This window comes from Hufsiella arboris (assembly GCF_009834875.1).
Classification (GTDB): Bacteria; Bacteroidota; Bacteroidia; order Sphingobacteriales; family Sphingobacteriaceae; genus Hufsiella_A; species Hufsiella_A arboris.
The window spans coordinates 93,660-107,643 of the sequence record NZ_WVHT01000002.1; the positions used below are offsets into that span (position 1 = coordinate 93,660).

General features: G+C 42.1%; 10 protein-coding genes. 8 read left to right on the forward strand and 2 right to left on the reverse strand.

Features of this window, described 5'->3' with window-relative positions; all coding sequences use genetic code 11:
- Window position 1: 1 nt before the first annotated feature.
- The gene (locus GS399_RS04105; RefSeq protein WP_237487867.1) at window positions 2–742 is read right to left on the reverse strand and encodes an ImuA family protein; all 741 of its coding nucleotides are present in this window, start codon (window positions 740–742) and stop codon (window positions 2–4) included.
- A 232-nt stretch (window positions 743–974) separates the two neighbouring features.
- On the opposite strand from GS399_RS04105, the gene GS399_RS04110 reads away from it, so the two are divergent.
- A complete protein-coding gene (locus GS399_RS04110) occupies window positions 975–1,586 on the forward strand; it encodes an alpha-ketoglutarate-dependent dioxygenase AlkB family protein (protein ID WP_160843327.1) in 612 nt (203 codons plus the stop codon).
- A gap of 22 nt (window positions 1,587–1,608) precedes the next feature.
- On the opposite strand, the gene GS399_RS04115 is transcribed toward GS399_RS04110, so the two are convergent.
- Complete coding sequence (locus tag GS399_RS04115) at window positions 1,609–2,649, reverse strand: virginiamycin B lyase family protein (protein WP_160843328.1); 1,041 nt, start codon at window positions 2,647–2,649, stop codon at window positions 1,609–1,611.
- A gap of 260 nt (window positions 2,650–2,909) precedes the next feature.
- On the opposite strand from GS399_RS04115, the gene GS399_RS04120 reads away from it, so the two are divergent.
- From GS399_RS04120 to GS399_RS04150, 7 genes are all read left to right on the forward strand, one after another.
- Window positions 2,910–3,308 (forward strand): hypothetical protein, encoded by a 399-nt coding sequence (locus GS399_RS04120; protein ID WP_237487868.1) that lies wholly within the window; start codon window positions 2,910–2,912, stop codon window positions 3,306–3,308.
- A 120-nt stretch (window positions 3,309–3,428) separates the two neighbouring features.
- Complete coding sequence (locus tag GS399_RS04125) at window positions 3,429–5,153, forward strand: 7TM diverse intracellular signaling domain-containing protein (RefSeq protein WP_160843330.1); 1,725 nt, start codon at window positions 3,429–3,431, stop codon at window positions 5,151–5,153.
- Between the two features lie 277 nt (window positions 5,154–5,430).
- Window positions 5,431–8,538 carry a SusC/RagA family TonB-linked outer membrane protein gene (locus GS399_RS04130; RefSeq protein ID WP_160843331.1) on the forward strand — a complete coding sequence of 1,036 codons (3,108 nt, stop codon included), beginning with the start codon at window positions 5,431–5,433 and terminating at the stop codon, window positions 8,536–8,538.
- A 19-nt stretch (window positions 8,539–8,557) separates the two neighbouring features.
- Window positions 8,558–10,069 (forward strand): RagB/SusD family nutrient uptake outer membrane protein, encoded by a 1,512-nt coding sequence (locus tag GS399_RS04135; protein WP_160843332.1) that lies wholly within the window; start codon window positions 8,558–8,560, stop codon window positions 10,067–10,069.
- A 53-nt stretch (window positions 10,070–10,122) separates the two neighbouring features.
- Window positions 10,123–10,968, forward strand: coding sequence for a glycoside hydrolase family 16 protein (locus GS399_RS04140; protein ID WP_160843333.1), 846 nt, complete (start codon window positions 10,123–10,125; stop codon window positions 10,966–10,968).
- A gap of 7 nt (window positions 10,969–10,975) precedes the next feature.
- Window positions 10,976–12,436 (forward strand): glycoside hydrolase family 30 protein, encoded by a 1,461-nt coding sequence (locus GS399_RS04145; RefSeq protein ID WP_369410099.1) that lies wholly within the window; start codon window positions 10,976–10,978, stop codon window positions 12,434–12,436.
- A 90-nt stretch (window positions 12,437–12,526) separates the two neighbouring features.
- Entirely contained in the window at window positions 12,527–13,984 is a 1,458-nt protein-coding gene (locus GS399_RS04150; protein ID WP_160843334.1) for a glycoside hydrolase family 30 protein, read from the forward strand.

A 13,984-nucleotide genomic window follows, 5' to 3' on the forward strand; every position in this document is an offset into this window, starting at 1 on the left:
ATTATACTGCTTTCAGTTTCCTTACGATAGGCACTTTAATGGCAACCGGTTCTTTGACCGGAATAAAGCCTTCCGGAGACCATTCCATTTTCCAGTTACCGGGATTCCCGTTACGAACTTTTGTTAATTCTACATTCCACCTGGGGTAACCTACACCGGGCATTCCATTTTCTAACTGACTTGGCAGGGATGTGATTTGCCAGCGGGCAACACAGGTTGTGGCAGTAAGTTTTTGGGGATCGGTACGTATCACAAAACCAGTCACTTTACTTTTTTCAACCGCCAGCTGTAAGCGTCGCGATTGTGCAAAATCAATTTCGCGAAGTTCTGCAATTACGGCAGCGAGGCCTTCGCATTTAAGTGCTTCTTCTGTCACCCAAAGAACATCCCGCTCCCTGCGCAGATCGATAAAAATGACTTTATCCGGCTCAATGCCAAATATTTTAAGGGCGGGAGGGAAAATAGTTCTTGAAGTGCTGATCCACAGGCAAGCGCCGTTATTTTGCATTAAGGAGGCTAATATGCCGCCTAAAAAGCCACCCGATGCTGCTGCCTGCTCAGGAGTTCCGCACACAAATTCATGAACTGTTCCTGTTGGGAAAACGCCGTTTGGAAAAGCTTTTTCAACCGCACCTAAGCCAATCGCTTGTGTTTGAGCAGATGGTAGCTTGAATCCCTGCCAGCGCAAAATATCCGTTTGCAGCCGGCTGACTAATTCTTTTTTTCTGGCGATTGAAGTCATGAGCATCTGTTTAGGTGATTCGGTCTACAAAAATAATACTAAAAATTTTAGTATTTTTATATCTTTGAAAATAAATTTTAACGATGCCGTTATACCGGACTTGATCCGGGCGTGTAGTCGTCCTGCCGGACTTGATCCTGTATCCGCATGTAGATACTGAATCGAGTTCAGGATGACGGTAGTCGTCATACCGGACTTGATCCGGTATCAGTTTTGAATTAATAGGAGAGAGATGGAGCAATTATGTTTTTTCCCCGAAGCGGGACAAAGTAAGGGAATTCCGAAAGAACTGTTCGATTACCGGGCTGGATTATTCAGCATTGAAGAAAGTGATGTTTTTTTGAAGAAATTCATTAAAACCGTTCCCTGGCAGCAGCGTGTGCAGAAATTATACGATAAAGAAGTGATAACGCCGAGGCTTACCGCATGGTTTGGCGAGCTGGGTACCAATTATTCGGAATCGGGAAAAATTTCGGATCCGCTACCCTGGACAAAGGAGCTGCAAATGATCCGTGAGCGTGTAGAGTTAATGGCCGGAATACAATTTAACAGTGTACTACTTAATTATTATCGTGACGGCAGCGATTCCGTTGCATGGCATAGCGATAAAGAACATTTGTTGGGCAAGCGACCGGTAATTGCATCTGTAAGTTTCGGGCAGGTACGCAGCTTTGATATTCGCAGCAAGGCAGATCACAGTGAGAAGTATTCGATACGGCTGGAACACGGATCTTACTTACTGATGAAGTCCGGATTGCAGGAGCAGTGGGAACACCGTATAGCTAAATCAACAAAACCAATGCGGCCACGGATTAATCTTACATTCCGGATCGTTACTCCCTGATTTGTTTCCTGTCAGTCAGGGATTATTTTTTGACAATTTTGCGAATACTGGCATTACCATGATCAGCTATATAAATCGCGTCTTCCCGTATCGAAATGCCTTGCGGATGAAAGAAAAGCGCATCTTTTAGTGGGCCGTCAACATTACCAATAGTAGTATTGATCGCGAAAGGTGTTAGTTTTCCGGTTCCTGTTAAATGTGATATGCTATTGTCATCAAAAGTAACAAAGAGATTTTCGTCAGGAGACGGGTTAAAGTATCTGTCTCGTTTTGCAACTGCCAGATCGGTTATGGAGGTTATGCTGCAAACTTTAAAGACCGTACTTACTTTTCCCTGCAAGCTGATCTTACGAACATTTCTGCCTTCTATATAACCTGCTGTTCCAATCGATCCGCCATCGAGTACCCATAAATATCCATCCTTCGCAAGCTTAATACTGGTAGGCAGGCTGAAGCTTGCTTTGCTGCCCATACCATCTTTTGTTCCCTGCACACTGGCGTTTCCTGCAAATACTGTTGCAATACCCCCAGGAGTAACCTTAATAATCCGGTGATTAAAAGTATCGGCGATATATAGCGTTCCATCATCCGCCACGGCGATGTCTTCCGGCCATGACAGAGCTAAGCTAATTGGTACGGTACTTACCGTCCCATCAGGTGTTATTTTTATCACACCTTTATTAAAATTAGCAACATAAACTTCGCCTTTGGGACCGACTTTTATCCCGATCGGTGTATTTAATCCCTCGGCTATCAGGCTTACTGTTCCCGACGAACTGATTTTATAAACTTTTCCGGTATTAGCCGACGTAGCGTAAAGTGTGCCGTCTTTTGCGCTGCATACACGTGTTACTCCTGCCGTTACCGGATCTGTTTCCACTATTGCGAGTGTGTTAACCAGGAAATGATGGCCCGAATGGTTTTTCATTGACATTGTTGGCGCCAGTTGATTATCGACTGATGCTGCAGGCTCGAATGATTCTTCTTTTTTACAATTAGAGGTGCAGAGAAGAGTTAGCACGGTTAGCGTTGCTGCCGCAAGCGCATTAAGTTTTCCTTTCATAAATGAAATTTATAATGGTCAAGCTATGCGGGCAGCGTGCTGAAATTCAATATGTTAAGTTAGTAAAAAATTGAATAAAAGTACAACCGCCCATTTTAACCAGTCATTGAGCTACTTCGCTTTAATATGAGAAGGAACGTTTTTCGATGGGTATTAGAGAAAAGCTGTTAATTTTAGCATTCCAGTTCGAATAAATGTATCAGTTTCTGTTAGCCGCACATTCGCTTATAAGATGGTTTGTTTTGATAAGCATATTTTGCATGTTATTGAAAGTATACCATGGCTGGATATGGAAAAAGACCTTTACCAAATTTGATGAGATATTAAGCATTGTTGTGTTACGGATTACTCATATTCAGTTCCTTTTAGGATTGTCACTATATTTTATCAGCCCGATTGTTCGATATTTTCTGAATAATTTTAAAGAGGCCGTTCACATACGACAGATTCGTTTTTTTGGGATGGAGCATATTACAGTGATGCTTATTGCCATTTCGCTGATTACAATCGGCACGGAAAAATCAAAATTAAAAAAGACAGATATCGAGAAATTTAAAACTTTATCAATCTGGTACAGTATTGCTCTATTTCTTATTTTAACATCTATTCCCTGGCAATTTTCACCTTTAACTAGCCGACCTTACTACCGGCCGTTTTAATTTGGAAGACTTTATTGCGAGGTCGTTTAATCCAAATTTTCGCAGGTGTATTTTGGAGTCTGCTCAAAATTAAACCGTTACCTTTGCAATCTTTTTTAATTAGTTATTTTAGCTCTCTGCATGCGGAAAACACCTTTACTATTATTTCTTCTGCCTTTCCTGTTTATTTCTTCCTTTTTGCGAGCGCAGGAAATTGTCGATGTACGAGATAGTGTGAATTCCCGAATGTTTCATCATGCCGAAATTTACAGCTATGAAGATCCAAAGGGTTTATTGACGTTTAAACAGATAACAAGCGACAGTTTATCAGGTAAATTTAAACCAAGCCTGGTAAGTACCCCTCAATCACGAAATTCAAATTCTACATTCTGGTATCGTGTAAGAATAAATTATCCGGCAACGGCCAAAAAGAAATACCTGCTTGAGTTTTTTGATCAAAGTATTGACCAGATAACCGCGTACGTTCCGAATAAGGAAGGCCATTACGTTGTTAAAAATTTTGGCGACGATCTGCAATTCGATCACAGGACGTATGATCACAAAAACTTCGAAATAGAAATATATCCTGCAAAAAGACAGGTTTCTACTTATTATTTTAAGATAAAATCCGTTCAGCGGGCCGACATTATCATCGTCCTTCGTTCTGTCGACTTTTTTATTCATTATGCCCTCAGGGAGTACTTTTATTTCGGGATTTTTTACGGCATGATCCTGGTTTTCAGCTTTTATAACCTGCTGATGTTTTTAGCCGTAAGGCAGCGGCAATACCTGGATTTTATCGTTTATATTCTTGCGGTGGGCTGTTACCAGATGAGTATAGACGGCGTTGGCTTTCAATTTTTATGGCCTGGTTATCCGGGGCTTAATGATTACTCTGTCGGTATTTCATTATACGTTTTAAGTATTTCTTCCTTGGTTTTCACACGTGATCTCCTTTATTTAAAACGACAGTCACCCATATTATATAAAGCCATTAACTATTTGGTTATCGCCCGTAGTTTATGGCTGGTAGTCTGTTTCATTTATCCGCGTTTCTTTTCCTACAGGCTGCTTGAACTTTTGCCGCTGTCACTATCCTTTTACGCGGGGATTTACATTTTTTATAAAGGATTTCAACCGGCAAAATTTTTTGCATTGGGTTATACGGCGCTTTTTGTTGGATTTTTATTCAAACTTATCATTGAGATTACAGGCGGCAAGTTTAATATTAACGTAATCAGTTACTACAGCTTGAGCTTCTGTTTTATTATCGAAATGATATTTCTTTCATTCGCTATCAGTGAAAGAGTGCGTTTGCTGCAAATTGAGAAGCTTGGCGTTGAGCATCAACTTGAGCTTGACCACTCCGAAAAAGAAATTGTGCGCCTGAAAAACGAAAAGCTTGAGGCTGAGGTGAATTTTAAAAACAGGGAACTGTCAAATGTCACAATGCACCTTGTTCAAAGGGGAAAAGTGCTTAGTAAAATTAAAGATGACATCTCTGCATTCATTAAGAAACACGAGATTCCGCAAAGTTCACTCACTTTCAAGCAGCTTATTAAGCTTATAAAAGAAGTCGAGAAAGAGGATGAGGATTGGGAACAATTCGCTATGCATTTCAATCAGATGAACACTGGGCTGTTCGAAATATTAAAAAGCAGATTTCCGGATCTTACATCCAACGAGTTGAAATTGTGCGCTTATATCAAGTCGAACCTTTCTACCAAAGAAATAGCACAGCTAATGAACATCACCAGTAAAGCTGTAGAGATCGGACGTTACCGATTACGTAAAAAACTACAACTGCAGCCGGAAGTAAATCTGTTCGAATTTCTAATGACTATTAAAGCTGACCAAAAGGTTTAATGCAGTAGTTAGGATAAAATTTAACCATTTTCGGTCAAAAAACGCTATAGCCTGGCGACGCAGGATGTGTAATTAATTCACACTGATTTTCAATATTTTAACAAATTGTTGTAGTGGCTTTGTAGTGCTATGATTGATCTGTTTCCGACCTTCTGTAGTGGTTGTGTAGAGGCACCAAATTTACGGTCTCTTAAAAAGGCGTATACATTTGACAGTGTATTGTAACCAGCAATACCTTTTAACCAATTTATTAACAATAAAAATCATTTCATTCATTATGAGAGGAAGAATTACTCAAGTTTTCTTCATGGCCTGTATGTTGCTGATTTTTCCTGTATTGCTGTATGCACAGGACATTCAGGTTACCGGAAAGGTAACGGCCAAGTCTGACGGAGCACCGCTGCCGGGCGTAAGTGTTACCGTTAAAGGAACGACCCGGGGCACCAGTACAGATGCTTCCGGTAATTTTAGAATTACAGCTCCAACCGGTGCTGTATTAATGTTTAGACAGGTTGGTATGACTGATCAAAGCGTTACTGTATCAAACAGCACGCCTTTATCGGTAATTCTTACCGACAATGTGAAAAACCTGGATGAGGTAGTGGTTGTGGGTTATGGAACGCAAAAGAAAAGCGACGTAACTGGTGCTATTTCAAGCGTAAAAACGAAGGATTTCCAGGATCAGCAAGTACTTAACGTCACTGATGTGCTTAAAGGTCGTGTATCCGGCGTGACCGCGGTACAAACTTCAGGAGCACCCGGTTCGGCAGCAACCATCCGGGTTCGTGGTATTACATCAATTAACAACTCTGACCCACTGTATGTGATTGATGGTATTACTGTTTTGAATGGCGGCATTGAAAATATCAATCCAAATGATATCCAGTCCATCGAAGTTTTAAAAGATGCTTCAGCTGCCATCTATGGTTCACGTGCTTCTGCAGGGGTTGTTTTAGTGACAACCAAAAAAGGAAGATCGGGTGATCCACAGCTTACTTACAATGGATACATTGGCACACAAAATCCGGTAAAACATTTTGATCTGGCAAACGCGACCGAATATGCAACGCTGCGTAATCTTGCTGTAACTAATGACGGAGGAAACGCACCGTTCGCTAACCCGTCGCAATACGGCGAGGGTACTGACTGGCAGGATCAGATCTTTGAAAAAAATGCGATGATCCAGAATCATGGATTAGCGGTTTCAGGCGGAAGCGACAAGTCCACTTATTATACATCGTTCGGATACACAAACCAGCAGGGCATCATCTTTCCATCTGTATCCAATTATAAGCGGTACAATTTTGCTGCCAATACAAATTTTAAGGTTAAGAAATGGATTAACATTGGCGAGAACTTCCAGTATGCTTATTCGAAAAACCAGGGTGGCGTAAATACGAACAGCGAATTTGGCGGTCCGTTAAGCTCGGCATTAAACCTGGATCCCATCACTCCGGTTGTAATAACAGGAACAGTGCCGTCAACAGGTTACACAAATCCTTACATCGTGCGTGACCCGCAGGGCCGTCCGTACGGAATTTCACAATATGTGGGTCAGGAGATGACAAATCCCGTTGCATGGCTGCAAACCGTTCAGGGAAATTACAGCTGGTCGCACAACATCTTAGGGAACGCATTTGTGGAAATAATGCCTGTGAAAGGCCTAACTTTGAAAACGCAAGCGAACGGGAAACAAGCTTTTTACGGGGGACAGTCCTTTTCTCCGTTGTATTACTTGAACAGCCAGAGTAACAATACCTCGAACGTTAACGAAAACCGTTCAGCTAACCGAAACTTTACCTGGAACTGGGATAACACAGCTCTTTATGAACAGAAGATAGATAAGCACAGTTACTCGGTATTAGTTGGTTTTACGGCCCAGGAGCAACAAGGTGTAACCTTAAGCGGTCAGTATAACAATTTACCGAATATGACCTACGAGCAGGCGTCGTTTAATTATGCACTGGCAAATGCTAATAGGATAGCTACATCCGGAGAAGACCAACCGTATCACACCGCTTCGTATTTCAGCCGCTTGAACTATAGTTATGATGGAAAATACCTTTTTACAGGAATTTTCAGACGGGATGGTTCATCGAGATTTGGATCCAACAATGTATGGGGTAATTTTCCGGGCGCTGAGTTAGGATGGGTTATCAGCCAGGAAAACTTTATGAAGTCAATTAATTTCATAAACTTTTTAAAACTTCGCGGATCGTACGGTGTAATCGGGAATGAGCAGTCATTAACTCCTTTCCAATATATCCCGATAGTAGCAGGCGGTCGGAACTATGTTTTCGGAAACGATCAAATAACTATTGGAAATTCCATTACATCCCCAGCTAATCCTAACTTGAAATGGGAAGAAGTGCATACAAGTAATGTCGGCTTCGACGCGGTGTTGTTGTCAAACTTCAACCTGACTGTAGACCTGTACAGGAAGCTAACCAAAGGAATGCTTCAGGGGGTGCCGTTGCCATCATATAACGGCTGGGATGCTTTGTATTTCGATAACGTAGGGAACCTCGAGAATAAAGGTGTCGAAGTATCTCTTGGATACAACAAGACATTTGGCCAAGTAAGGTTCAGCGGATCAGGTAACATCTCATACAACAAAAATGAAGTGACCTATCTAGGCTCAACAGCTTATTATGATACTGGCAGCTTCCAAAACTCTTCGTATTCGATTTTCAGAACACAGGTAGGGCAACCCGTATCATCGTTCTATGGGTTCCATGAACTTGGTACCTTTAAATCACAGGCTGAAATTGACAGCTATGTTGGTGCTAACGGGCAAAAAATTCAACCTAATGCAAGGCCGGGCGATTTGAAATGGGAAGACACTAATGGCGATGGATCAATCGGTCAGGATGACAGACAGTTTTTAGGAAGCCAGCTTCCAAAATGGAACTACGGAATCAACCTGCATGCAGAATATAAAGGATTTGACGCGACAATATTCGGCCAGGGAGCATGGGATAATTTGCTGTACCAGGGGTACAGACGTTTAGATATCGCTGCTGCGAACTATCCAGCCGAAGCTTTAAATTCATGGACCACACAGAATGCATCAAGCAACTATCCCCGTTTAACGGCGTCTGATCCGAACCATAACTTTTCTAATCCATCAAACTTCAACTTACAGAGCGGCGCTTATTTCCGCATTAAAACTGCACAGATCGGTTATACACTGCCTAAAAATCTCTTAAATAAAATTGATGTTAACCGTATCCGTGTTTATATCAGCAGTAATAATCTGGCGACGATCACTAAGTACAATGGTTTTGATCCTGAAATCGGCGGTGATAACAATGCAAGAGGAATCGACCGCGGTATTTATCCGCAGGCGCGTTCGTTCCTGTTTGGATTAGATCTTACTTTGTAATTCTAAAATTTTAAGACACATGAACAGAAAATATATTACTTACGGTGCGTCATTCGCTTTGTTAAGCTTAGGCTTCTTCGCATCCTGTAAAAAATCCTGGCTTGAGACTACTCCCGCGGGATTATATTTAGAGACAACATATTATTCAAGTCCCGACCAGGCATTTGCCGGACTTGTTGCGGCCTACGATCCCTTATCAACTGAAACCGGAGGGATGGACAACACCTATTCAAGCCCGCTTGGTCCGTTAAATGCGGCCTCAGATGATTGCGTGGCAGGTGGTGGCGGCCCAACAGATATGACCACCTGGCAGGTGTGGAATAATTATACACTAACACCTGCGCAGGGACCGCAAGGCGAGTTCTGGGGAATAAATTTTAAAGGTGTTACCCGTGCAAATATTATTCTTTCAAAGTTGGACGGTGTTCCCGGACTCGATGATGCCACGCGCAAAAGATATGTAGCTGAGGGCAAGTTTTTAAGGGCGCATTATTATTTCGATCTTGAACGCCTTTTTAAAAATGTTCCCCTGGTTACATCCCCAATTCTGTTAGCAGATGCCTATAATCAGCCACAGGCTGACCCTGCCGCGGTTTGGGCTCAGATTGAAAAGGATTTGAACGAAGCAATCCCGAATTTACCTGTGACAGTACCTGTCGCAGAAAACGGACGTGCCACTCAAGGCGCCGCTAAAGCGCTTTTAGGTAAGGTTTACTTGTATGAAAAGAAATGGCAGGATGCGGTTAACCAGTTTAAAGATGTAAACGGCACAGCTGGGGGAACCAGTCAATACGGTTACAAACTGATGGCTAACTTTGGGCAAATCTTTGATCCCAAATACAAGTTTAATAGCGAATCTATATTTGAAATCCAGAAAACAGGTACGCAAAGCTTTGACTGGGGTGGATGGAATACATTCAAATCAAACGTATACGTCCAAATGGTCGGTCCACGTAACTATACTGGCGTGATTTACTGGGGTGGATGGGGTTTCAATCCTGCAACCATGTCGTTAGTTAATGCATTAAAGGGCGATCCCCGTTATGGATACACGGTTTACAACATGGATAGTCTGGTTGCGGTCAATAAAACGAAGTACGAAGCAAGCTATCAGAACTCCGGATATTTTATTCAGAAATATGCACCGTTGCTGAAAAACAAAGCGTCGACAGGAACCGCTGAATTAAACTTCCCAAATGATTATATCGAGATCCGTTTAGCTGATACGTACCTGATGGAGGCGGAAGCACTTGTTCAACTTGGACAGGCAGCAGGCCGTGCGGCAGACTTGTTAAATGCGGTTCGTGCTCGTGTTGGATTAACAGCTATTCCGGCAACGTTGGATAATATCTACAACGAACGCAGATTAGAACTTGCAACAGAGGGACACCGTTGGTTTGACCTTGTTCGTACTGGTCAGGCACCAACTGTACTTGGTCCGGATGGTTTCAAGGCAGGAAAACATGAGTTATTGCCAATTCCTTTGAATGAATTGAATAACACTAAACTGGTTCAAAACCCAGGTTATTAATAGTTGGTTAAAAACCTGCTGGTCAAGACCAGCAGGTTTTTTTATTTTGTTCAATGAGATCACTTTATTTTATTCTTGCAGTTTCTGGAATAAGCTTCCTAAGCTGTTCGTCAAAAAAGGACGATTCCGTAATATATAATCCAACCTATCCCGAAAAAAAACAATACACGTTTGAAACCACACCTGTTTGGTCGGATGAGTTTGATTACAATGGACTTCCCAATCCGGAAAAGTGGGCTTATGATATTGGCGGCAGTGGCTGGGGAAACAATGAATTAGAATATTACACAAACGACCAAAAAAATGCCGGTGTTGCCAATGGTAAATTGACTATTACAGCCCGCAAGGAATCTTTTGGCGGCAGAGATTATACATCTGCAAGGCTTATTACAAAAGGGAAAGGCGATTTTCTCTACGGCCGATTCGAAATTAAAGCCAAATTACCCGCAGGTAAAGGAACCTGGCCCGCTATCTGGATGCTGCCGACTGACTGGGCGTATGGGGACTGGCCGAAATCCGGCGAGATCGACATCATGGAGCATATTGGATACGACCAGGATGTTATTCATATTTCCACACACAGCGAAGCTTACTATTTCAAAATAAACACCCAGAAAACTGCCGTTAAAAAAATCGAGAATGCGAGTACGGAATATCATAAATATCGCATGGACTGGACTCCCGATTCCTTAAAAGGATTTATAGACGATCAGTTGATATTTTCTTTTGCTAATGAATACACAGGATATAGAGCATGGCCATTTGACAAGAAGTTCCATCTACTATTGAATGTAGCAGTAGGCGGCGATTGGGGCGGTGCGCAAGGCGTGGATCCATCTGTTTTTCCAGCGGCGATGGATGTAGACTATGTTAGAGTATATAAGATGATCGAAAACTAACTACACTGTGAAAAACGTATTCGCTAAAACTTTACAAATAGTTCTTATTCTGCTAACCGCAGGTGTTTGTAGCTGCAGAAAAAAAAGTGACGGCGGAAAAGGAACGATCGATCCACCCGTTAATTCCCCGTCTCAACCTCTTAAAACAGATATCGTAACCTGGATGACCTCACCGGATCAAACGTCCCTGTTACAAAAAATGAATTTGTCGCTAATATTTGATAATGCGACGAATTCTTTGCCAACGATTACTGTTGATACTACTCAAAATTTTCAGGCAATCGATGGTTTTGGTTATACCTTAACCGGTGGAAGCGCCACCTTATTAAATTCGCTTAACGATCCGGTTAAAGACGATTTGTTAAAAGAACTATTCCTTTCCGACAGTAACCGCATTGGCGTAAGTTACCTACGGATAAGCATCGGCGCTTCAGACTTGAGCGCTGAACCATTTACCTATGATGATATCGCTTATGGACAGCAGGATTTAATTCTCTCTAATTTCTCTATTGAACGGGAAAGGAAAGACATGATTCCTATTCTTAAAAAGATTATTCAATTAAACCCTAATATAAAAATCCTCGGGTCGCCATGGTCGGCACCGCTTTGGATGAAAGATAAAAACAGTTTTGTGGGCGGAAGTTTGAAACCGGAATATTATGCCGTTTACGCAAACTATCTGGTAAAATATATCCAGGCGATGAAAGCCGAAGGTATTATTATTGACGCGATAACACCCCAAAACGAACCGCTTCATGGCGGTAACAATCCAAGTATGGTGATGCAGGCTGCGGAACAAGCTGATTTCATTGGAAAAGCGCTTGGCCCTGCTTTTCGTAGAGCCGGATTGGCAACCAAGATTATTTCCTATGATCATAATGCCGATCGTCCGGATTATCCGATAGCCGTTTTAAACAATAGTGATGCTAACAGCTATGTTGACGGTTCAGCATTTCATCTGTACGGCGGTGATATATCTGCACTTTCACAGGTTCATGATGCGTTTCCGGCTAAGAATGTGTATTTCACCGAGCAATGGGTGGGCGGCCCGGGTAATTTTGGCGGCGATCTTTCCTGGCACGTAGAGAACCTGATTATTGGTGCAACAAGAAACTGGAGCAAAAATGTATTGGAGTGGAATCTTGCTTCCGATCCGAACTACAATCCGCATACACAAGGAGGTTGCAATAACTGCCTCGGCGCGTTAACGATAGCTAATTCTGTTAGCCGCAATGTTGCCTACTACATCATTGCTCACGCATCCAAGTTTGTAAGGCCCGGATCAATCCGTATTTCGTCAAATACCGTTGCCGGATTGCCTAACGTAGCATTTAAAACGCCGGCTGGAAAAAAGGTGCTGATAGTTTTGAACAAAGGAACGTCCACTCAATCATTTAATATTGGGTTTAATAATAAACAAGCCGTTGCATCGCTGGCTGCGGGGGCAGTGGCGACTTTCGTATGGTAGTAGTTCCATGATTGGATAAAAATCCATTACGACTACAAATAAATTACCTTTAATTTGATTGAAAATCAATTAACCTAACTGTACAATAACATGAAAAAAATGCTGGTGCCTATGCTTATTGCGGCATCCTTTACAACCTTGTATGCACAAAAGAAATCGGAAACGAAGGTTTATTCTGCTTCCGGAAAACAGGTAACACAATTTACAACGGCTGAAAATTCTGATTTACGGATCACAGAAAACGGTAAATTATCTTTTAAAGAATTGCGGCAACCAATGGAAACACAGCCTTGTGTATTTGTTGACCCAACTATTACCTTTCAATCAATGGTTGGAATAGGAGGCGCCTTAACTGATGCGTCAGCAGAAACCTTCGCGAAGCTTTCACCGGAGGTGCAAAAAGAATTTCTGACAGCTTATTATGATAAAAACAAAGGCATTGGATTCACGTTTGCCCGCACGAGTATCGGCAGCTGCGATTTTTCAAGCGGCAGTTATACTTACGTAGCCGACAATGATAAAGACCTGAAAACTTTTAGCGTAGCCCACGACGAAAAATATCGCATTCCATTTATTAAACAGGCTTTTGCTGCGGCAGGTGGAAAGCTCGATATGTTTGTAAGCCCCTGGACACCACCGGCATGGATGAAGGACAATAATAGCCTGGTTAAAGGAGGTAAACTTAAGCCGGAATTCATGCAAAGCTGGGCGAATCACTACGTAAAGTTCATCAAAACATATGAGGCAAAAGGCATTCCTGTTTGGGGTTTAAGCGTTCAAAATGAGCCAATGGCTGTTCAGAAATGGGAATCTTGCGTTTACACAGCCGAAGATGAACGTGACTTCGTGAAAAACTTTTTGGGTCCCACATTGAAGAAAAACGGGTTAAGCGATAAAAAACTGATTGTATGGGATCATAACCGTGACCTTATTTTTCAGCAAGCCAGCACCATCCTGGCAGATAAAGATGCCGCAAAATATATCTGGGGAATCGGGTTTCACTGGTACGAAACATGGACAAAAAGCCAGATGTTGTTTGATAACGTAAAACTTACGCATGAAGCTTTTCCTGATAAAAATCTGATCTTCACGGAGGGCTGCAAGGAGCAATTTGATTTTGATAAATTGAACGACTGGTCGTTAGGAGAACGTTATGGCATGTCGGTTATTAACGACCTGAATGATGGAACAGTAGCATGGACAGACTGGAATGTATTATTGGATGAAAAAGGTGGCCCGAACCACGTAGGCAATTTTTGTTTTGCGCCGGTCCATGCAGATACCAGAACCGGTAAGCTTATCTATACCAATGCTTTTTATTACCTGGGACACTTTTCAAAGTTTATTCATCCGGGAGCTAAACGCGTAGCTTGCTCATCAAGTCGCGATAAACTGCTGAGTACTGCCTATATCAATCCCGATGGTTCTGTCGCGGTAGTGGTGATGAATAAATCGGATGAAAAATTGGATTATAACCTGTGGATAAAGGGACAAGCTGCCGCAACTACGAGCATGCCGCATTCTATCTCTACGTTAATAATCAATTAA